This is a genomic window from Ruegeria sp. YKSE079, from assembly GCF_059612845.1.
In genome coordinates this window covers 93,786-115,179 of record NZ_JBXWRJ010000005.1, presented here as the reverse complement: position 1 = coordinate 115,179, position 21,394 = coordinate 93,786, and the positions used below count along the sequence as shown (strand labels likewise).

Genomic DNA, 21,394 nt, shown 5'->3' with positions numbered 1-21,394 from the left:
AGAAATCAGGGAATGATCCGCGTATATTTGGCACCTTCCAAAGACGCACCGATCTGAAGGCCTGCCTGGCCGAAAATGGCAGCCAGAACAGGCGTGCGCAGGGTCGTGGTGTCAGCAGTCAAAGTTTGCCCCTGGTCGCTGACCACGTAGCCGATATCCGCACCGGCAGTCCATCCGCTTGAGCGGCGGAAATCGTTCAGTGCGTCCTGTGTCATGAAGAACAGGACATGCGCATATTGTTGCGCGCCGATCTGGAAACCGGCCGTTCCCTTGACCGCTGAATAGTAGTCGACAGTTGCCCCGTTGATGCGCAACGCTCCGCGCCCATAACCACCGCCAAAGATGAAGCCAGCTTCGGTAATAAGTGGCATTACCAGCATCCCATTGGCTTTTTGCGCAATTTCGACAGTGTTGGGATAGCGCGAATACATTTCGTTTAGCGTCGCGTCGACCCGAGCATCGATCGTCGCCGCGTTGGAGTTGCCGACGCCATTCCCGCAAGCTGCGGTAAGGGTCAGCCCGGCCATGCCAAAGGCAAAGCCGCGACGGGTCAGTCGGAAGGTGTTGGAACTGCTCATATCTCGTTTCTCTGTATTGGTGCCTGATCAAGCCGAGTTTTCCCGGTCTTGCGGGCGAGGATACGCCGATTGCTCGGGTCTGTCACGGGAAAGCTGCCCACCGGATCCGCACAATAGGCGAAAAATCGCGGGAAATTGAGCTGTTAGCCATTCAAAAGCCGCGCAACTGCTGGGGCAAAGTACGTCAGGATGCCGTCGCAGCCCGCGCGTTTGAACGCCAGCAAGCTTTCAAGCATAACTTTCTCGCCATCAATCCAACCTTGTTGCGCCGCGGCCTGAACCATCGCGTATTCGCCGGACACTTGATAGGCATAGGTCGGAGCGCCGAACGTTTCCTTCACCCGCCGGCAGATATCCAGGTATGGCATTCCGGGTTTGATCATCACCATGTCGGCGCCTTCGGTCAGATCGCGCTCGATCAGACGCAACGCTTCGTTCGAGTTTGCCGGGTCCATCTGATAAGTTTTCTTGTCTCCCGTGAGCGCACCCGACGCTCCTACCGCATCGCGGAACGGTCCATAGAATGCACTGGCGTATTTGGCGGCGTAACTCAGGATCATCACGTTCTTGTGCCCTGCGTTTTCGAGGGCTTGCCGAATGGCACCGATACGCCCATCCATCATGTCCGAAGGACCGATGATGTCAGCGCCTGCCTCTGCTTGAGCGAGAGACATCTTGACTAGGGCGTCGACGGTGGCGTCGTTAATGATTTCGCCGTCCACAACATAGCCGTCATGCCCATTGATGTTGTAGGGGTCCAAAGCGACGTCAGTCATCACGGCAATGTCAGGTGCCGCTGCCTTGATCGCCCTGATCGCACGGTTGGACAGGTTGTCGGGGTTCCATGCTTCGGCGCAGTCTTCGGTTTTCAGGTTTGGATCGGTGTATGGAAATATGCAGATTGCGGGTATACCTAACGCCTGCGCCTCGACTGCGGCATCGCTGATCAGATCAACGGAGCGGCGAAAGACGCCGGGCATGGATGGCACGGGTTCTTCGATGCCATCACCGTCACGAACAAAGACCGGCCAGATAAGATCATTGATCGACAGAGTGTTCTCGCGAACAAGGCCTCGGATAGCTTCGGATTGACGCGCGCGGCGGAAACGAGTGTTGGGAAATGGGGCAATAGTGGGTTTCATGACTCGCTCTCCTTGCACATTTGCGCATTGGGTGGCATGAATTCCCACCAGCCTCAAGTGTACCAATGGCCGCGTGGCCGCAATAGAACGACCTTGCGGCGAAGAAATAAAAGGGTAACGCGGTTGGACTGGTATTCCTCGATCATCGAACTCATAGATATGCGAAGTTTTTCGAATCTATGGTTCTGGATCGCGCTTGCCGTGGTGTGGTCTTCGGCAAGTCACTGGGTATTGGGCGTGCCGTACGACTTGATCCAGCGCGCCCGGCGCACCGGGGGGCAGGCCGAGGTGGATTTTTTGGATATCGTCCGGATCAATGTGAATCGGATACTCTTTATTGCCGATGTCTCGGGCGTATGGCTGTTGGGCATCATATCATTTCTTTTGACCGTGTTGCTGACGCTTGGATTCTACTACGGAATCGAGTTTGCGCAGGCGGTTTTTCTTTTGGCGTTTCCTATGTCTCTTGTCGCCTTGCTGAACCTGTCATTGGCGCGCCGAATCCGGGCAACAGAGCCGAACCTGGAGGTGATATCGAAGATGTTTCTGCGATGCCGCCTCTACACTCAACTCATCGGAATGGTATCGATCTTTGTAACATCCCTTTGGGGGATGTATCAAAACCTGTCGATTGGTGTTCTTGGCTAGGTGGAATTCAGGAAGGCGAAAACAATGAAGGCACCGAACCACGTGACAGTCGGCGGCGCCCCAGAAGGGTTTGACGCACAGCTGATCTTGAACGAAATCGCCAGGACAAAATCACCGGTGGCCCATGTCGCGCGCGATGACAAGCGGATGGAGGCGATGCGCGCAGCGCTCGCATTCTTTGCACCTGACATGCCCGTTTTTGTCTTTCCGGGTTGGGATTGTCTACCATATGACCGTGTGTCGCCGAACCCGGACATCGCAGCGGCTCGGGTGGCCACATTGGCCGCGCTTGCACATCAGATGCCAGCGCAGTTCGTTTTGTTGACGACATTGAACGCTGCGACCCAGCGTGTCCCATCCCGCGATGTGTTGCGCGAGGCCGCTTTTTCTGCCCGTGTCAATCACCGCATAGACGAGGCTGCATTGCGCAACTTTCTCGTTCGCATGGGGTTTTCCCAAAGCCCGACGGTGATGGAACCGGGTGACTACGCTATTCGCGGAGGGATAATCGACATCTTTCCGCCCGGTGAAAGCGGACCGGTGCGACTTGACCTGTTTGGAGATGTTCTTGATGGCGCGCGCCGGTTTGATCCAGGTACGCAGCGCACGACAGAAAAGCTAGAAGTGGTGGAACTAGCCCCGGTATCCGAAGTCATCATGGACGACGCCGCGATAACCCGGTTTCGCCAGAACTACCGTATCGAATTTGGCGCGGCAGGCACTGACGACCCGCTTTATGAAGCGGTAACCGCAGGCCGGAAACACCAAGGGATGGAACATTGGCTGCCCTTCTTTCATGACAGGCTTGAAACTCTTTTCGACTACCTTCCCGACGCCACGATCACTTTGGACGATCAGGTTACGCCGACCCGATTGTCGAGATGGGAAGGTATTGAGGATCAATATGAAACGAGGGTGTTGGCGCTGAAAAACCGTTCACGAATGGACACGGTGTACAAACCTGCGCCTCCCTCGCTTCTGTATTTAGACGATGCCGCATGGGGCAAAGCGGTTTCGGATCGACGGGTCTTGCAGTTCAATCCGTTGCCGCAATCGACGGGCCCTGGTGTAATCGATGCCGGAGGTCGGATTGGGCGTAACTTTGCACCCGAACGCCAACAGGAAAACATCAGTCTTTTCGGTGCGTTGGCTTCGCACATAAACGACAAGATGAAAAAAGGGCCGGTCCTCATTGCCTCTTATTCCCAAGGTGCGCGCGAGCGCTTGACCGGGCTGATCGAAGACGAGGGTCTGGCCGAGGCGATACCGGTCAAAGATGGCACAAGGATCGGAAACCGCGGCCTGCACTTGGCGGTTTGGGCTTTGGAACATGGGTTCGAAACGCCCGATCTGACGGTAGTTTCCGAACAAGACGTTCTGGGCGACAGACTGATCCGCCAGCCCAAGAAACGCCGCAAGGCCGAAAACTTCCTTACCGAGACCCAGTCGCTCAGCCCCGGCGATCTGGTTGTCCATGTTGACCATGGTATTGGGCGCTATCAGGGGATGGAAGTGATCACGGCCGCCGGAGCGGCGCATGAATGCCTGTTGTTGGAATATGCCGAACAGGCCAAGCTGTACTTGCCGGTCGAAAACATCGAACTTCTATCCAAATACGGTCACGAAGAGGGCTTGCTGGATCGCCTGGGCGGCGGTGCGTGGCAGGCAAAGAAAGCCCGGCTCAAGGAAAGAATCCGAGAGATGGCCGACCGCCTGATCCGGATTGCCGCCGAACGCGCCTTGCGCAAGGCGCCGGTCATGGACCCTCCGCATCACGCGTGGGAGGAATTCAGCGCGCGCTTTCCTTACCAGGAAACCGAGGATCAGCTGCGCGCCATTTCGGACGTGATGGAAGATCTACATTCAGGTGTTCCTATGGATCGGCTGATATGCGGTGATGTGGGGTTCGGAAAGACCGAGGTCGCGATGCGGGCAGCGTTTGTGGCCGCCATGTCCGGCCTGCAGGTTGCAGTGATCGCGCCAACGACCTTGCTCGCTCGCCAGCACGCGGCGTCCTTCAGGGACAGGTTTCGGGGCTTTCCATTGCAGGTCCGGCAATTGTCTAGATTTGTTTCAGCCAAGGAGGCGCAACAAACCCGCGAAGGGCTTGCAAACGGAACGGTTGATATCGTGATAGGCACACACGCGTTGCTGGCAAAGGGCATTCGGTTCAACAATCTTGGACTTCTAATCATAGATGAAGAACAGCATTTTGGTGTGGGTCATAAGGAACGGCTGAAACAACTGCGGTCGGACATCCACGTTCTGACACTGACCGCAACGCCAATACCGCGCACGTTGCAACTGTCACTGACCGGTGTGCGTGACCTGTCGATCATTGGAACGCCGCCTATCGACCGCCTCGCGATCCGGACTTATGTGAGCGAATTCGATTCAGTTACGATCCGTGAGGCATTGTTGCGCGAGCACTATCGGGGTGGGCAGAGTTTTTACGTGGTCCCGCGAATTTCCGATCTGCCGGATATCGAACAGTTCCTGAAAGACCAATTGCCCGAACTGACCTATGTGGTTGCCCATGGGCAAATGGCGGCGGGAGAATTGGATGACCGGATGAATGCCTTTTATGACGGCAAGTATGACGTTCTTTTGGCAACGACCATCGTTGAAAGCGGTTTGGACATTCCGACCGCGAACACGATGGTGATCCATCGGGCGGATATGTTCGGGTTGGCGCAGCTATATCAGATCAGGGGCAGGGTAGGGCGCTCCAAGACCCGCGCCTATGCCTATCTGACGACCAAGCCGCGAATGAAGCTGACGCCCGCCGCCGAAAAGAGGCTGCGTGTTCTTGGTTCGCTCGACACGCTTGGGGCGGGATTCACTCTGGCATCGCAAGACCTCGATATTCGAGGTGCCGGGAACCTGTTGGGCGAGGAACAATCCGGCCAGATGCGCGACGTGGGCTATGAACTGTATCAATCAATGCTGGAAGAGGCGATTGCAAAGATTAAGGCCGGAGAACTCGGGGGCCTGAGCGATGCCGACGACCAATGGGCGCCACAGATCAACCTTGGTGTTTCGGTTCTGATCCCCGAGGATTTCGTACCGGATTTGGATGTGCGGCTAGGTCTGTATCGCCGGTTATCGTCACTGTCGTCCAAGGTGGAGCTAGAAGGCTTTGCCGTAGAATTGATCGATCGTTTCGGTTCTCTTCCCAAGGAGGTCAACACCCTTCTACTGGTGGTTCGTATCAAGGCAATGTGCAAACGGGCAGGGATCGCCAAGATGGATGGGGGGCCAAAAGGGGCGACGATCCAGTTCCACAACGACAAGTTTGCTTCACCCGAGGGGTTAGTGGAGTTCATTCAGAACCAGCGCGGGTTGGCAAAGGTCAAAGACAACAAGATTGTCGTGCGCCGCGACTGGAAAAATGACAGCGACAAGATCAAGGGCGCCTTTGCAATAGCTCGCGATTTGGCCGAGAAGGTGATCGAGACCAAGAGAAAGGTTAAAGCCTGAGACGTCAGTCTCCTGCAACAAAGGTGCACAGTTGCCAGTCACCGTTTGGTGATTTTGCGAAGGCTGCACGATACCCAACCATGGACCATAAAAAGTCGCGGTGCATGTAGCCTTCCGCCCCGTCTGTAAGCCGGATTTTTTGGTAGTCGGCGTCAGGATCGAAACCGAACGCGAAAACGACTTCGTGACTGATGAGATCAAGGATCGTAGCGTCTGAAGTGCCTTCCGAGCGCAAAGCTACTCTCTCTCCGGTCACAAAATACGTATCAAATGGGTCGACATCTGCAGGCAACCTGATCTGCCACTGATAAGGCATCCAGAACTCGCCCTGTTCATCGAAATATCCCGGCGCTTCAAGCGTATCCGAAAGTGCGGTCCAGTATTCTGCGCGCAACTCATCGGCCTCGTGTTGAAACTCTTCGGACAGGGTTTCCGGCGGTAGAGTGAGGTTCAGGCGAAGCTCCTCTGGGCCACCCTGGCCTCCGAGGCTGAGGTGAATGTCCGGGCATGCCGAGGCCACAACAGTTTCGACATCACGATTAGCCACTGCTATCCTAAGACCTTTGCGGAATACCTCGAGGTCTGGGTCGCTTCCGGCTTCGTCTGTAGGTGGAAAGGATTGGCGTTCAGCGAGTGCATGAGTGGCAAAAACAGTAAGTGACAGTAGTATCCAGAATCTCATTCCGCAGCCTTCATTGCAGCCCGAGCACAGAAACATGATGCGCCGACTACCCGGTCCGCTCTTGCCAGTGCAAAATTTAGTTGTTGGTGAATCTGTTTTATTTCAGCATGTTCGCCACGTTTATTGAGGCAGTCATACAGCCCCTTAAGGCTCCAGACATTGTTCGGGTGGATAAGCGCGCGGCCAAGAGTCCCTGCTAAACCCAAATCTTCACGATAGACTGTTTCGGCTTCTTCAATACGGCCTTGTTCTAACAGCAAGGCCCCCAAAGCGTGGCGTGTCGGCTGCATCCAACCCCAAGGCTCGTCGTACTGCAAGCCATCGTCCAACTCGACGGAATGGCGCAAGTGAGAATAGGCGATGTCATAGTTGCCTTTCCGATACTCGATCTCGCCGCGCAACATTTCCTTTGCGACTTCAAGTAGATCGATAACCCTGTTGTTATGTAATAGACGTGTTTCCGGAACCCGTACTGCGGCTTTGAGGAACAGTTTTTCTTCGTTTTCCGCTTCACGGACCTGGCCGGTTGCCGCAAAAGCCAGAGCACGTGCATACCGCGTTGTCGCTGCGAGGGTGCAGAATAGATCCTCATCCTGGGGCATCTCAAGCTGCAGTGCCTCCTCCCAGCGGCCAAACCGGATCAGGATGTGCGGCCCCATGGCCATGTAACTTTCGAAATAGTCGGCCATGGGCGGGCTTTCGATGCGCAACATCTCTTCGGGTGTGGTGTCCCAGATACCTTGATTGGCGCGTAAGGCCGGTTCCATTTGACCGAGGAACAAGGAACCATAAATCACAAAGTGATAATTGTGCTGGCGATAGCCGGTATAAATGTTGAACGCGCCTTCGCGTTCGTAATACTTCAGATCGGCCTCGACGGCTGCCTCGTTCCAATGGACCACATTGTGATAATGGCCACATTGCACGTCGATATGGGTCGGCATGTGCACAAGGTGACCTGCATCCGGCACCAGTGTTCTGAGAACATCACCTGCTTTCAATGCTTTTTCGGGGGTCGGGGACATCTCCATCAGATGTACGTAAAGATGCAAAAGACCGGGATGAGACATGGCGGCCGGGTCATTGGCCATGGCCCATTCCATAACCTTCTGCGCTTCCAATGTGGCGGCACCTTCGGCAGGTTCGCCAGTTTCCAAATTCCACATCTGCCATGGAGTCAGGTTGAGCAGAGATTCGGCATAAATTGTTCGAACATCAAGGTGATCGTGAACCTCGGCAAACGCAGCCCGCATCGCATCCGCAAAATCATGATCCCAGAGGTGCATTTCATCAGTCAAATGGCGCTGAGGATAACGTGCTGGCAGAGCGCCAATCAGGGCGGATTCTGCCGGGGTCACACCGTCCACTAACGACAATGCCTTTTGCGTGGCGTCATAAGATTTGGCCAACGCATCAGCGCGACCTTGGGTATCCAAACGTTCCCAAGGCATGTTGTAATTTGGGCCGGAGGTATAGGCGATGCCCCAGTATGCCATGGCGCAGTCCGGATCCGCATGTGCTGCTTTTTCAAAGCAGGCGACAGCTTCGGTATGGTTATAGCCGTAGGTCCAGATCAAACCTCGATCAAACCAAAGCTGTGCCTGCGCAGACCGAGTTGTTACCGGGCTCGAATATGTTCCAAGATCGTAATAGGCGCTCATGAAGTCCCCCTTGCTTGAGGGGATTGTAGCCCACTTGTGCGAAATCAAACAGGTTATGCTGGTAAGTGGTCCTCGATCCGTCCCATGTGCAGCATCAATGCAAAGGCGACGATGCACATCGTGAGGGTGCCGAATGTCAGCGGTGTCAGCGAACCATCAAACAACAGCCCGACGGGAGCCGCAATTGCAGCAGCGAGTACCGTGGAGATCGCGCCGATAACGGATGCAGCCATACCCGCAATGTGCCCCATGGGTTCCATCGCGATGGCGTTCAGATTGCCTAGGGTTGTTCCAGCCATGAAAAAGATTGATGCCTGCCAGCCGACAAAGAGAGCAAAAGAAGCATTCGGCGGCAGATCGACAGAGTTCAGGGCAATGACAAGCGATGTCAACACGATCTGGGCGGCAAGTGTACATGTCACCATCCTGCGCATACCGACCCGCACTACCACCGCTGCGTTAAGGACGCTGGCCGATCCAGATATCAGAGCCACGAAACCAAACCAGAAAGGAAAGCTGTCGGCCCGATCATGGATCACATCATACACTGGTTGCACCATGGTCAACATGGTGAACAGAACCCCCATGCACAGGGTTTGGACGATGATCGACAAACGCACAGTCGGATGCGTGAACATTTCCATTGCGGAGCTGACCATCAAGGGAAGCCGTAAGGGGCGTCGGTTTTCGCGGGGCAACGACTCGGGCAGGCGCAGTCCCATCCAGGTAATCGAGATAAGAGAGAACAGTATGAAGGACATGAATATGCCACGCCAACCTGCCATTGCGATGACACCAGCACCGAGCATCGGCGCGACAGCAGGTACCAGCGTAAAGATCATCATGGCGATCGACACGATCCGCGCCATTTCGCGCCCGGCATACAGGTCCCGAACGATCGCCATGGCGACAACCCGTGGCCCTGCGGCTCCCAATCCCTGCAATACTCGCGCGGCCAGAACCATCTCAAGCGACGAACTGGCCCATGCAACTGCGGAAGCCAGGATATAAAGGCTGGCTCCTCCAAAGATCACCGGTTTGCGCCCGAAAGCGTCCGACAGTGGCCCGGTAAAGAAGGTGCCGATGCCCATACCCAGAACGAAGGAGGTCAAGATCAACTGCGCCCGATTCACGTCGCCCGGGCTGAGTTGTGCTCCGATGTCGGGCAGCGCGGGCAGCATTGAGTCGATCGAAAATGCGATTGTCGCGAACATCATTGCAATCAGCGCAATGAATTCGGCCTTGGACATTCGGTCGGCCATCGGCGTCTCCTTACCCATTCGCGCTATCATGTCGGGGGGAAGAGAACCATATGGTACAATGCACAGATTTATGTGCTATTTTGCAGAAGAAGTCTCCAGTTGAGACACGATTTCACCGATCACTTTCTCCCAAAGTTCAGGAGGTTGCGCGCCGGGAACAGCATGCTGATTGGCGACGATGTAAGTGGGGACGGAGTTGATGCCCATTTGTCGGGAATGCGTATCTCGACTACGGATTTCTTCACGATCCGCATCGGAGTTAAGCAGTTTCAGGATAACAGCAGCATCCATCCCGATGCTGTCGGCGGTGTCAGCAAGGACTTCGTGATTGCCGATGTCGCGAGCTTCCACGAAATAGGCCTTGAACAATGCCTCGACCGCCTCGCTCTGTTTTCCTTCGATCCCAGCCCAATGAATGAGGCGGTGCGCATCCAAAGTGTTGGGCGTACGCTCCATATCTTCGAACTTGATTGTAAGGCCCGCTTGTTCCGCATGCTCTACCACTGGTGCATAGGCCCGAACGGCGCCTTCCTTGCCACCGAATTTGCGTTCCAGGTACTCACGCCGATCCATTCCTTCATCGGGCATATCCGGATTCAGCTGAAACGGATGCCACTCGATGACGAAAGGGTGATCCGGTACCTTTGCCAACGCTTTATCCAGATGTGTCTTGCCGATATAACACCAAGGGCAAATAGGATCGGACAGGATATCGAGCTTGACAGTTCTGGTCATTTGGATGGTGCCTTGAAATGGGCCGGCAGAGCGCGGCGCAGTAGTTTTCCGTTGCCGCCCATCGGCAGGGCGGGCAAGTAGACGAAAGCGCGGGGTTGCTTGTAACGCGCCAGATTTGCCTCCACATAGTTGCGCAAACCTGTATCGTCCAGTTTTTTAGGTCCGGTATAGAAGGCCGCAATCACGAACGTGTCCTGTTTTACTTCGACGGCAGCAGCGCCTACCTGCGTTATTCCTGGAAAACGGGATAGAACAGATTCGACTTCAACCGGAGAGACGCGATATCCACCCGCGTTCATCATGTCGTCGTCGCGACCCAAGTAGGTTATTTGTCCGTCTTCATCCATAACGCCCTGATCCCCTGTCAAAAACCAGTCGCCCCGCATACGGGCCTCGGCTTCGTCCGGCGCATTCAGATAAGTCAGCATCAGGCCGGGATCTGTGCGGTGAACGGCAATCGTTCCTTCTGTGCCACAAGGTACGGGGCCGTCTGGCCCCAATATTGCTATCCGTCGGCCCGGCTGTGGTCGCCCCAAGGTATCACCTTTGGCCGGTGAGGCGGGGCTGGATGAGATGAAAGTCGAACATTCCGACAAGCCGTACGCTTCATAGAGCTCTCTGCCAGTCGCATTCACCCATTTTTCGTGAAGGGCGCGTGACAGTTTTTCGCCTGCACATAACCCGTGACGAAGGTCGGGCAGGGCTAAGTGTACATTCTGTTGCAGCAATTTGCGATAGACGCCGGGTGCGGCGGCAAAAATGGTCGCGCCAGAACTTTTCAGCATGGCAGGCAGCATTGAACTGTCAGTGCCGGGTTCGGGAACCAGGGCAGTTGCCCCAGTCGTCCAAGGGTCCATTAGCCCGGTACCCAGTGTATAGGTCCAGTTAAACGCGCCGGCGTGGCAAAGCCGGTCCTGTTCAGTCAATCCGTACCAACCGTCCACCATCATCTGCCGCGCCCAGATTGCGCGATGCGCATGGGCGACCGCCCGAGGTTGTCCCGAAGTGCCAGAAGTATAGACGACATAAGCCAGACGCTCGGGATCCCCCATTTCGAATTCTGCGGGCGGTAAAGAGTGCATCGAGGTCAAATCGTCCAATCCAATCTGGTGTGGATGATCAGAGCAGGCGACCGTCGGGTCGCGGAGAACCGCCGTAGGTCGCAACTCGTCGATGATTTTTGCCGTTTCCACCTCAGTGAGTTGTGATGAAGTGGGAATTGGTACGATCCCAGAAGCTATCGCCCCGAGATAGGCAATCGGAAACTCAACCGTATTTCCCAGCCGCATCAAAACCAAATCGCCAGGTTGTAAACCTCTTTCCAACAAGCCCGTCGCCGTCCCCCGGACAGACGCTTCGAGCTTGGCATAACTCCAATTCTCACTTCCCGTGCCGTGCAGGACGGAAAGCGCAATCTTGTCGGATAAGGCCGCGGCCTTGCGCAAAACATGCGCGGCCAAATTGAAGGGGGTAGGGCAGGCCGGTGGCGGACCTTGGTCAAAGATCGACAGCATGTCGATTGGCTAGCGTGCGACGCAGCGCGTTGCAAGCGCACTGGACCGGCCCTATAGAAAAGGCATGAAAAACCGAGACCCCAAATCCCTTATCCGTATCGCGCGGGACAATGGTGCCGCGACAGAGGTTGAACCGCTTGATCTTGGTGCCCGTGTCAGGGAGTTGCGCAAGGCCAGGAACTGGACCCTTGAGCAGGCTGCCACCCAAGCTGGTCTGGCGCGATCGACGCTCAGTAAGATCGAGAATGGCCAGATGTCGCCAACTTACGATGCATTGAAAAAGCTTGCAATTGGATTGCAGATATCGGTTCCGCAACTTTTTACGCCGCCCCAGCGGGATCAGGTCATTGGACGTATGTCGGTTACGAAGTCTGGGACGGGAACGGCGCATGCCACGGCGACATATGAACACGAGTTGCTGGCAGACACCCTGACCAAGAAACAGATGCTGCCTTACCGGGCGCGTGTCCGAGCGCGTTCGATGGAGGAATTCGATGGTTGGGTGCGTCATGACGGTGAGGAGTTTATGTATGTCCTCACGGGCGTAGTTCGGCTGTATACTGAGTTTTATGAACCGGTCGAAATGAGGCGCGGCGACAGTGCCTATTACGACGGCAGTATGGGGCATAACGTGATCTCGGTTAGCGACGAAGATGCAATGATCCTTTGGGTCACGTCACTTATGTGATCAGGTATTCAGTTCGCGACACAACTCTTCGGTGAACAGGAAGTCTTCGAGTTCTTCATGGGCTTCGTTGACCGTTAAGTGATGCCGCTCCGCCAAATATGCCTCGAACCGGTGCCGATCCTGTTTTACGAAGGGCATATCCTGATCACGCAAGTTGGGAAACCGCATCTTGGCGCGGGCATAAGTGGTGGCCCAATCTTGTGTCAGGTCCGTCCAAGTCATCATGTGCGAGCTTTCCTAGTGAGTGTTGACGGAACGCTCCCCTCCCTCCGGTAGGGTAAAGAATATGATGCTGCCGTGGAGACTGGTCAAAGTGTCGCACTTATTGCGGTTGTACTTTCGAAAGAAGTACGCCCGTCGCGGGAAATCCGCAACGGGCTGACGGACCTGACATTGGAGTGAGTGGCGGCCGGTCCGTTAACTTTCATCGGCAAATAGCCAATTTAATAGGTAATGCCCGACAAATACAGCAAGAATCTGCATTGCAACAAACATAACGATATGGGGAGGATAGATGCCTGCGAAGGTATCCGTAAACCCCCTAGCGAACGTAACGGCCGGATTTGCGAAGCTTGTTGATGATGTGAACCAATACGCGCCGGTAATGTAGAGCCCGACCAATGGCGGGACAGCATCCGGTTTGTGCCGAATTCCGCCGAAAATTACGAATAGCAAACCAAGTGTAGCAATGATTTCGGAAAACCATTGGTGTGCGCCCGTACGGTGCATTGCCGTTGAGGTTTGGAGAATCGAGAGGTCGAACATGAAATGCGCGGCCCAAACTCCGACCAGCGCTCCGGTAATCTGGCACGCCATATATGGAACGACCGCGTGCCAGGAATGCTCCTGTCTAAGCGCAAAAGCGAGCGTGACAGCGGGGTTGAAATGCGCACCGGAAACCGGTCCGAGCGTTGTGATGATAGCATACAGGATGCATCCGGTGGCGATGGCGTTCGCAAGCAAGGCAAGCCCGACGTTCTCGCCAGATAATCCGTCGGCCATTATACCGGAACCGACGACACCGATCAGCAGAAATGCAGTGCCGAGAAACTCGGCAAAATACGCGCGGGGGTTCATTGACTGTCTCCGATACGGTTCAATTGAGCAGAAAGTTCGGATTTATCCATGATCTCGATCGGTAGTCTCAAAAGCGCTGCGGCTCGTCGCTCCAGAACTTCGTACGCCTTACGAAACGCGCTACTCCACTCTGGCTCTGCCCTAGCAGCCGGGTCTTCGACCCCCCAATGCGCACGGATTGGTGCCCCAGGCCAAACTGGGCAGGTTTCATTGGCGGCAGAACCGCAGACGGTGATGACAATATCCATCTGCGGCGCGGAAGAAGTCGCGAATTCGTCCCAGCTTTTAGAACGGGTGCGTGTTGTGTCATGGCCCATTTCAGCGAGCAAGGTTAAGGACTGAGGATGCACTTTTCCGGTGGGATTGGAGCCTGCGGAATAGGCGTGTACGCGGCCGGTTCCCATAGTGTTCAAGATGGACTCCAAAAGGATTGACCGGGCAGAGTTGCCGGTGCAGAGAACGAGGATGTTCATTGATTTTCCTTGGTGGCGGTGCAGATTCAATCGGTCATCCGACCAATGTCGTCGACCTTGTGTTGCAGTGATATCCGGTCGAGCGTTTCGAAAGGTAAGCTGACAAATGTCATGATCCGATTTCGCAAAAGCCCGAAAGCTTGCTGAAATGCGAGGTGTTTTTGTGCGTCTGTGCCTGCGGCTTTGACCGGATCTGGCAGCCCCCAATGGGCGCTCATGGGGTGTCCTGGCCAAGCTGGGCAGGCTTCGTTTGCCGCATGATCGCAGACGGTGAAAACGAAATCCATCTTTGGGGTATCTTCAGAAGCGAATTCGTCAAGGGATTTTGAACGCAAGCTGGCTGTGTCGTAGCCTTTGCTTTCCAACAGTTCCAGCACTTCCGAGTGCGGGTTTGCGGAAGGCGCAGTTCCAGCCGAATAGGCGTTGAATAAACCACGGCCTTCCCGTTGCAAGATTGCTTCGGCCATGATCGAACGCGCAGAGTTTCCGGTGCAAATGAATAGCGCGTTAAAAACACGGGACTGGTCTGTCATCAAAGGGTCTCCTGACAGAGAAATGCAAAGATCAGGACGGTTCCGGCAGCAATCCCCAAGCAAGCCGGAAAACAAACCGCGGATTTCATCCAGATTTGCGCTGTAGTTGAGCGTGGTCCCTTCACGTTTCTGCTCTATTAATCCAGCACTCCTGAGGGAGCCTAGATATGCAGAAGTTGTGTTCGGCTTGAGACCTAATGCCTCGGCAATCTGTCCCGCTGGCACGGCCTCGGGGAATCGGCGCATTAACAGCCGGAACAGATCAAGCCGGTTGGGGTGGGCAAGGGCGTTTAGTTTGTCGCATAGCTTTATTTCCATATTTCCGGAAATATGGAAATAAATGGCGGCCGTCAATCCTCATACCACCAAACTTCAGGCATATACTGTGGTCCGTCGCCGTAAATTGGGATGTGATCGGGGTACTTCAGTTCCTTAGCATGCGCGATACGTCCGACATCAAAATTCCAGATCGGTATCACATAACGGCCCGATGTTAACACCCGATCCAGCGCACGGGTTGCTGCAAGAAAATCTTCCCGCGTTTCGGCCGCCAGGATTGCATTGATCATTGCGTCCGCTGCGGGAGAGGACAGCCCCATCAGATTTCTGGTGCCAGCTGAATCTGCACCCTGACTGCCCCAATACAATCGTTGCTCGTTTCCGGGTGACAAAGACAATTCGCGGCGGAATGGTGTCATGTCGAAATCCAATTCCGCCAATCGCCCCGCATATTGCGCGTTATCGACTTTTTCCGCCGTAAGGCCAATGCCCAACCGTTCCAGCGCGCGAGAGTAGATCTCGATAACGGTTTGCATGTCGGTATCGCCCTGACGAAGCAGAACGGTAAAGTTGAAAGGCTTTCCATCTGCATTGAACAGGGCGCCGTCTTTGACGGTCCAACCCGCCTCTGCCAACATATTGGCGGCTTCGCGAAGGTTTTTGCGATTACGTGCCGATCCATCGCTTTCAGGCAGTACGTACCCTTCCAAAGCGCCAGGAAGAAGATCGTCAGAAAAGGGCGTCAACAAATCGCGAACAGCGCCCTCTGCAGGTCCCGGCCGCATGGCAAGATCGGAACCCGAAAAATAGGACGAGATCCGCTGCTGCGCGCCTCCGGTAATCGTGTCGTTAATGTATTCGAAATTGAAGGCAAGCATCAAAGCTTCACGTACGCGCCAGTTGTCAAATGGCGCCTTGCGCGTATTCAAAACAAATCCGGTAATCCCAGACGGTTTACCGTGGGGGATTTCGGTCTTGACGATATCTCCTCGGCGAATGGCAGGAAAATCGTATTGGGCATCCCACCTTTCGGCGTTGAACTCGCGGACAGCGGTCAACTCACCAGCTTTGAACGCTTCGAAAAGCACGGTTTCGTCGCCATAGAATTCGATCCGCAACTCGTCGAAGTTCATTGTTCCACGCCGGAATGGCAGATCTTTTCCCCAATAGTTCGGATCTCGCTTCAGGGTGACTTGCCGACCGGCTTCATAATCCGCAACGACATAAGGGCCGGTACCGATCGGAATATCTTGCAACGATGAATTGGCGAAATCTTTATCGGACCACTGCTCCTTTTTGAGAATGGGGCGTAACCCGGCGATCAGCGCCAATTCCCTGTCTGCAGCGTTGAAGGTGATGCGAACGGAACGAGGCCCGGTCTGTTCAATGCGGTCGATCTGGGACCACAATCCACGGTACCGTAGATGCCCTTCTGTTCCCAAGATCTCGTAAGACCAGATCACGTCCTCGACAGTAACAGGGCTGCCATCCGAGAATCGCGCGTCTTTCCTGAGGGTGAATTCGACCCACGATCTGTCAGTTGGTGTTTCAACTGATTCGGCCAAAAGTCCATAAAGTGTGAAGGGTTCGTCCCAGGATCGGCCCATCAGGCCTTCAAAGGACCAAAACCTGATTTGCCAGGGAACGGTTCCCTTTTGGATAAATGGATTCAGATTGTCGAAGCCGCCGGTGTTTCCGAAAACGACACGACCACCTTTGGGCGCTTCCGGGTTTGCATACGGAAGCGACACAAAATCCGGTGGCAAGGCGGGTTGCCCATACATAGCTATGCCGTGTGCCGATTCTGCAAAGGCATTTCCGACAGCCAAAATTACTGTAAATCCCGCAAGAAACGGACGAATGGCGCGTAAAAAAACTGGTCGCACTTTGGCAACAATCCTGCTCATGCCTTATTTTCTTGATGATCATCGTAGCGATGGTTTTCCATATTTTCAAACTTTTAGCTTGGATGCCGCAGGGGAATTGCGTATAAAGGAGTCACTGCTCGATAGGTTTCTTGCCTGTATGAAACCTGCCTCAATAACTTAACGCCCGCTTCGTGCGGGCGTTTTTTTGTTCCGAGATCGCTTTCGAGACTTTGCGTTCTGCTTATCCTTTTTGACAAAAGCTGCCAGACAGAAGTTGCGCATCAACAGATACGTTTCCCCGTTTTCTTTGCAGGTGCAGCATGTCAATCTCTGCATTGACTACGCATTCAATCGGGAGAGCGATCATGTCCTTGTCGGGAAAAACTGCAATCATCACGGGTTCCAATTCCGGGATCGGTTTGGGCATCGCCAAGGAGTTGGCCAAAGCGGGTGCAGACTTGGTGCTGAACTCGTTTACAGACCGGGATGAGGACCATGCGCTTGCAGCGCAACTGGCTCAGGATACCGGAGTGGAGGTGCGCTATATTAAGGCAGATATGTCGGACGGAGATGAATGTCGGGCCTTGATCGAAAAATCCGGGTCTTGCGATATTCTGGTGAACAATGCCGGTATTCAACATGTCTCTCCCATCGACACTTTTCCAGTCGATAAGTGGAACGCAATTATTGCCATTAATCTAAACTCGGCCTTCCATACAATGGCTGCAGCCTTACCGAAGATGCGAGAGGCAGGCTGGGGCAGGGTGATCAACATCGCGTCGGCCCATGGCTTGACTGCGTCCCACTTCAAGGCCGCCTATGTTGCGGCCAAGCATGGTATTGTCGGCATGACCAAAACCGTCGCTTTGGAAACCGCGCAGGAACCGATCACATGCAACGCGATTTGTCCCGGATATGTTCTGACCCCGCTGGTCGAAGCGCAGATTCCCGACACAATGAAAGAGTATCAAATGAGCCGCGAGGATGTGATCAAGAACGTCATGCTACTACGTCAGCCTTCCAAGGAGTTTGCCACCGTCGAACAACTTGGCGGAACTACGGTATTTCTTTGCTCGGATGCTGCGGCCCAAATCACCGGAACAACGATTTCCGTCGATGGTGGCTGGACAGCGCTTTAGTCGCAGTCAGGTAGGCCGCCAATGTAACCGGGAGGGTGAGACTTGAAACGGATCAATCTGGCCTTACAGGGCGGCGGCGCACACGGGGCATTTACCTGGGGTGTTCTGGACCGACTGTTGGATGAAAGTGATATCGAAGTTGCCGCGATTACCGGAACGTCCGCAGGCGCGTTGAACGGGGCGGCCTTCAAAGCTGGAATGGCAAATAACGGGCGTGAAGGAGCTCGACAAACTCTGAATGACCTATGGAAACGCATGGGTGCGGTTGGCGATATGCGGATTGCGCATTGGATGCGATTTTTTGAAACCGCACATATTGCACAGAGCATTGAGCTTTCAGTTCCCTTTTCCGTTGCCGACACATGGTCGCGAATGGTGTCGCCATATTCATATGGGCCGTTTTATGTGAACCCTTTGGCACAAGTGGTGGAAGGGTTCGATTTTAACCAGGTCTGCGCCGAACGAGGACCGGATCTGTTCGTTTGTGCGACCTGTGTTCGAACCGGTAAAATTCGGGTGTTTTCTGGTCGCGATGTTTCGACTGATGCAATTTTGGCGTCGGCCTGCCTTCCAAATCTGTTTCAAGCCATCCAAATCAAAGACCCAGGCACGGGCCGGATGGAGGCGTATTGGGATGGCGGGTACTCCGGAAATCCAGCTCTTTTTCCACTATTTGTCGACGGGTTGCCTGAAGACGTGATAATCGTGAACATCAACCCTCTAGAACGCGATGAAGTCCCGCGCACACCCCAGCAAATCCACAATCGGATTAACGAGATCAGTTTCAATTCGTCCCTGTTACGGGAATTGCGCGCCATCAACTTTGTTCAACGACTGTTGCAGCAAGGGAAAATGAAGAAAGGAGAGATGAAGCGTGTTCATGTTCACATGATCGCTGATGATGATCTGATGAACAGCTTGTCGGTTGCCACAAAACTGGTACCAACCCCTGTTATCCTTAACCGGCTGAAAACAGCAGGTCGAATCGCGGCGGACCGCTTCCTGAACGCGCATATGAAGGATATCGGCGAATGCAGCACGGTCGACCTGCCTGCGATGTTCGGCTAATCACTCCGGTGGGCGGCTGGGGTCTTTGTCATTGGGATAGACCAGTCCCGCCGAAATCACGAGCTTTGCGGCATCCTCAATGGTCATGTCCAGAATGATCACATCCGAGGCTGGGAAGAATAGAAGAAAACCAGAGGTTGGGTTCGGTGTCGTCGGTACAAAAACACTGTACAACTCTTCGCCAGCAGAAGTTCGTTTCGAAATCTCGCCTTTAGCCGTGATCGACACAAACCCAATGGCCCAAATTCCCCGGCGCGGGTACTCAATAAGACAGGCCTTTTCAAATGACCTCTCGGTTTGCGCGAAAACGGTTTCGGAAATCTGTTTGATTCCCGAGTAAACCGAACGAATGACCGGCATCCTGGCCACCAGTTGCTCGGCAAAATGGATCAGCGAGCGTCCAAGAATACCTTTGGCGACCCATCCCACGATGATTGTGAAGAACAGGAAAAATATGACACCTACGCCGCGCAGGTTGATTCCGATGTATTGCTCGGGGCGGAACTGGTGCGGTACCAGCGGCAGTACAGCACTGTCGATCCAGCCGACGACGGACAGGATCAACCAGGCAGTCAGCCAGACGGGTGCGATGACAACGATCCCCGTAAGAAAGGACGCGCGCAGTCTGGCAAACAGACCGGGGCGGCGGTGCGGTTCTTCGTCAAAGGGTGTGTTCATCGCGGTCTCTGATATTTCGCCGATCTAGTTAGGCAGTTTGTCGCAGCCGCACAATAGTGCGGTGCAACAATTCCATCAGAGCTTGGTCAAGTTTGACAGTGACTGAGCAATTCTAGCGGCCAGCCGGGCATTGTTTCTGACCAGTGCGATATTGGCGGTCAATGATCGGCCATCCGTTTGCTCGTAAATCCGTTGCAACAGATACGGCGTCACACCCTTGCCTGTAATCCTGTGCGCGTCGGCGTCTGCTTGGGCTGCGGCAATGATCGGGGCCAGTTCGGCGGCGGGAATTTCGTCTGCTGCCGGTATCGGATTGGCGACCAGTTGCCCACCCGGCAAGCCCAATGCGCGGCGCGTGGCATGCGCGCGGGCGATCTCTTCGACGCTGTCAAGGCGGAGTGGTGCGGGATAGGGCGATTGTGCAGACCAGAACGCGGGAAACAAATCCTGTCCATGCGCGATTACAGGCACGCCGAGCGTTTCCAGAACCTCGAGTGTCTTCGCCAGATCGAGGATAGCCTTGGCCCCAGCAGCGACAACGGTGACCGGCGTTTGAGCCAGTTCGTGGAGGTCCGCTGATATGTCGAATGTGGTCTCCGCCCCCTGATGTACGCCGCCGATTCCACCTGTCGCAAATACCTCGATCCCGGCGTAGCGCGCGGCGATCATTGTCGCAGCCACGGTGGTTGCGCCGGTGTTACCGGACGAGATGCAGACGGCCATGTCCGCGCGCGAGATTTTGGCAACGCCTTGCGCCTGACCCAGCGCAGTTAGCTGCTGCGGCTCAAGCCCGATGCGTAGTTGACCTTCGATCACGGCGATGGTGGCCGGAACGGCACCCGCATCGCGGACGTCTTGTTCCACCTGTGCCGCGACTTGGACATTCTGAGGATAAGGCATCCCATGTGTGATGATCGTGCTTTCGAGGGCGACGATTGGGTGTGCCGCATCTTTGGCAGCGCGGACTTCATTGGAAAACTGAAGATCGATCAAAACGGTGTTTCTCCGGAAACATAAGTTGCGGCCGCATGCAGGGCACGGGCAAGGGCTTCGTCTTCATTCGCCCCGGTGGCTTCGGCAGCGATATGTGCTGCCATGAACGTATCGCCTGCACCTGTTACCCGTGTGACAAGTACTGGCGGTGGTGTTTGCGTGAGAATGCTCTCTGTGCTTGCCACCGTGGCAGAACTACCACCGTCGGTCACCAGGGCGCGCAGCGCACCCCGTTCAACCAGGCAGTGGGCGGCACTTTCGGAATCTGTAAATTCCTGTTGGCACAGCAGGCCCGCTTCTTCGAGATTGACATATAGCGTCGCGCGCCCGTTCTTTAGGAATGGCAGCAACCTTTCAGCCTTGCCGGGTGAGGCGGGGGCAACGCGCAGGTCCGCGTGGGAAAAAGCCGCGCTTTTTGCGATTTCTTCCAGCAAAGCAAGCGTCAGGTTTCCGTCAAGCGCAACCAAACCGTCGAATGGCGCGTTTTCGGTCCCCAAAGGGCCGTAAATGAGTGGATGCAGAATTTTGGCGCCAGCTGCCTCGAGCGAATGCGCATCCGCAATGGCTGCAATCAAACCATTTGCGCCTTCGACGGCCATATATCGATCGGTAGGCAAGTCTTCGGAACGATATATGTGGTCTGTAATCATCCCAAGCTTTGCGCAAGACAGAGCCAGTTCATCGCCTTCCGGGTCGCGACCAATAGCAGTCAACAATGTGGGCGCCATTCCGAACCGCACCAAGGTCATAGCAATATTCATTGCCACCCCACCGGGCAAGCGAGAGATCCTGCCAGGCACATCTGAACCTTGCCGCATATGGCTAGCGGATCGACCTATCACGTCCCACAGGACCGAGCCGATGCAAAGAATGTCGGTTTTCTGACTCATTTGGCT

The 21,394-nt window shown here is 54.9% G+C and carries 21 protein-coding genes; 6 read left to right on the top strand and 15 right to left on the bottom strand.

Going from position 1 to position 21,394, the window contains the following annotated elements; translation table 11 throughout:
• Positions 1-5 precede the first annotated feature (5 nt).
• Both AC2FMY_RS06385 and hemB read right to left on the bottom strand, forming a co-directional pair.
• Positions 6-578, bottom strand: coding sequence for a lipid-binding SYLF domain-containing protein (locus AC2FMY_RS06385; protein WP_480750923.1), 573 nt, complete (start codon positions 576-578; stop codon positions 6-8).
• Between the two features lie 143 nt (positions 579-721).
• Positions 722-1,720 carry a porphobilinogen synthase gene (gene hemB / locus AC2FMY_RS06380; RefSeq protein WP_496746445.1) on the bottom strand — a complete coding sequence of 333 codons (999 nt, stop codon included), beginning with the start codon at positions 1,718-1,720 and terminating at the stop codon, positions 722-724.
• A 123-nt stretch (positions 1,721-1,843) separates the two neighbouring features.
• Between hemB and AC2FMY_RS06375 the strand changes: the two genes are divergently transcribed.
• The gene (locus tag AC2FMY_RS06375; protein ID WP_480750925.1) at positions 1,844-2,368 is read left to right on the top strand and encodes a component of SufBCD complex; all 525 of its coding nucleotides are present in this window, start codon (positions 1,844-1,846) and stop codon (positions 2,366-2,368) included.
• 24 nt (positions 2,369-2,392) lie between these two features.
• Positions 2,393-5,848, top strand: coding sequence for a transcription-repair coupling factor (gene mfd, locus AC2FMY_RS06370; protein ID WP_496807145.1), 3,456 nt, complete (start codon positions 2,393-2,395; stop codon positions 5,846-5,848).
• A 4-nt stretch (positions 5,849-5,852) separates the two neighbouring features.
• Here mfd and AC2FMY_RS06365 read toward each other — a convergent pair whose 3' ends face one another.
• From AC2FMY_RS06365 to AC2FMY_RS06345, 5 genes are all read right to left on the bottom strand, one after another.
• The gene (locus AC2FMY_RS06365) at positions 5,853-6,395 is read right to left on the bottom strand and encodes an SH3 domain-containing protein (protein WP_496746449.1); all 543 of its coding nucleotides are present in this window, start codon (positions 6,393-6,395) and stop codon (positions 5,853-5,855) included.
• Positions 6,396-6,526: 131 nt separating this feature from the next.
• Positions 6,527-8,191 carry a tetratricopeptide repeat protein gene (locus AC2FMY_RS06360; RefSeq protein ID WP_496746451.1) on the bottom strand — a complete coding sequence of 555 codons (1,665 nt, stop codon included), beginning with the start codon at positions 8,189-8,191 and terminating at the stop codon, positions 6,527-6,529.
• Positions 8,192-8,244: 53 nt separating this feature from the next.
• Positions 8,245-9,453 (bottom strand): multidrug effflux MFS transporter, encoded by a 1,209-nt coding sequence (locus AC2FMY_RS06355; RefSeq protein WP_496807144.1) that lies wholly within the window; start codon positions 9,451-9,453, stop codon positions 8,245-8,247.
• A gap of 75 nt (positions 9,454-9,528) precedes the next feature.
• Entirely contained in the window at positions 9,529-10,188 is a 660-nt protein-coding gene (locus tag AC2FMY_RS06350; RefSeq protein ID WP_496807143.1) for a DsbA family oxidoreductase, read from the bottom strand.
• Positions 10,185-11,702 (bottom strand): class I adenylate-forming enzyme family protein, encoded by a 1,518-nt coding sequence (locus tag AC2FMY_RS06345; protein ID WP_496807142.1) that lies wholly within the window; start codon positions 11,700-11,702, stop codon positions 10,185-10,187. The genes AC2FMY_RS06350 and AC2FMY_RS06345 overlap by 4 nt, the downstream gene beginning before the upstream one ends.
• A gap of 64 nt (positions 11,703-11,766) precedes the next feature.
• Between AC2FMY_RS06345 and AC2FMY_RS06340 the strand changes: the two genes are divergently transcribed.
• On the top strand, positions 11,767-12,390 hold the full coding sequence (locus tag AC2FMY_RS06340) for a helix-turn-helix domain-containing protein (RefSeq protein WP_480750932.1): 624 nt from the start codon (positions 11,767-11,769) through the stop codon (positions 12,388-12,390).
• Here the strand turns inward: AC2FMY_RS06340 and AC2FMY_RS06335 are convergent, their stop codons facing one another.
• The 5 genes from AC2FMY_RS06335 to AC2FMY_RS06315 all read right to left on the bottom strand — a co-directional run bounded on the left by AC2FMY_RS06335 (position 12,391) and on the right by AC2FMY_RS06315 (position 16,638).
• On the bottom strand, positions 12,391-12,615 hold the full coding sequence (locus AC2FMY_RS06335) for a hypothetical protein (RefSeq protein WP_480750933.1): 225 nt from the start codon (positions 12,613-12,615) through the stop codon (positions 12,391-12,393).
• Positions 12,616-12,807: 192 nt separating this feature from the next.
• Positions 12,808-13,467 carry an MIP/aquaporin family protein gene (locus AC2FMY_RS06330; protein WP_496807141.1) on the bottom strand — a complete coding sequence of 220 codons (660 nt, stop codon included), beginning with the start codon at positions 13,465-13,467 and terminating at the stop codon, positions 12,808-12,810.
• On the bottom strand, positions 13,464-13,940 hold the full coding sequence (locus AC2FMY_RS06325; RefSeq protein ID WP_496746459.1) for an arsenate reductase ArsC: 477 nt from the start codon (positions 13,938-13,940) through the stop codon (positions 13,464-13,466). The genes AC2FMY_RS06330 and AC2FMY_RS06325 overlap by 4 nt, the downstream gene beginning before the upstream one ends.
• Before the next feature lie 26 nt (positions 13,941-13,966).
• Complete coding sequence (locus AC2FMY_RS06320) at positions 13,967-14,791, bottom strand: arsenate reductase/protein-tyrosine-phosphatase family protein (RefSeq protein WP_480751000.1); 825 nt, start codon at positions 14,789-14,791, stop codon at positions 13,967-13,969.
• Between the two features lie 32 nt (positions 14,792-14,823).
• Positions 14,824-16,638 (bottom strand): extracellular solute-binding protein, encoded by a 1,815-nt coding sequence (locus tag AC2FMY_RS06315; protein ID WP_496746469.1) that lies wholly within the window; start codon positions 16,636-16,638, stop codon positions 14,824-14,826.
• Between AC2FMY_RS06315 and AC2FMY_RS06310 the strand changes: the two genes are divergently transcribed.
• From AC2FMY_RS06310 to AC2FMY_RS06300, 3 genes are all read left to right on the top strand, one after another.
• Positions 16,613-16,801 (top strand): hypothetical protein, encoded by a 189-nt coding sequence (locus AC2FMY_RS06310; protein WP_480751008.1) that lies wholly within the window; start codon positions 16,613-16,615, stop codon positions 16,799-16,801. The two genes, AC2FMY_RS06315 and AC2FMY_RS06310, sit on opposite strands and share 26 nt — an antisense overlap.
• Positions 16,802-16,985: 184 nt before the next feature.
• Complete coding sequence (locus AC2FMY_RS06305; protein WP_496807140.1) at positions 16,986-17,759, top strand: 3-hydroxybutyrate dehydrogenase; 774 nt, start codon at positions 16,986-16,988, stop codon at positions 17,757-17,759.
• Positions 17,760-17,801: 42 nt separating this feature from the next.
• Complete coding sequence (locus tag AC2FMY_RS06300; protein ID WP_496746462.1) at positions 17,802-18,827, top strand: patatin-like phospholipase family protein; 1,026 nt, start codon at positions 17,802-17,804, stop codon at positions 18,825-18,827.
• On the opposite strand, the gene AC2FMY_RS06295 is transcribed toward AC2FMY_RS06300, so the two are convergent.
• From AC2FMY_RS06295 to AC2FMY_RS06285, 3 genes are all read right to left on the bottom strand, one after another.
• Positions 18,828-19,505, bottom strand: coding sequence for a DUF502 domain-containing protein (locus AC2FMY_RS06295; protein WP_480750938.1), 678 nt, complete (start codon positions 19,503-19,505; stop codon positions 18,828-18,830).
• Between the two features lie 75 nt (positions 19,506-19,580).
• Positions 19,581-20,498, bottom strand: coding sequence for a pseudouridine-5'-phosphate glycosidase (locus tag AC2FMY_RS06290; protein WP_496746464.1), 918 nt, complete (start codon positions 20,496-20,498; stop codon positions 19,581-19,583).
• Positions 20,495-21,388, bottom strand: a complete 894-nt coding sequence (locus AC2FMY_RS06285) for a PfkB family carbohydrate kinase (RefSeq protein ID WP_496746465.1) — start codon at positions 21,386-21,388, stop codon at positions 20,495-20,497. Before AC2FMY_RS06285 ends, AC2FMY_RS06290 begins: the two co-directional genes overlap by 4 nt.
• Positions 21,389-21,394 lie beyond the last annotated feature (6 nt).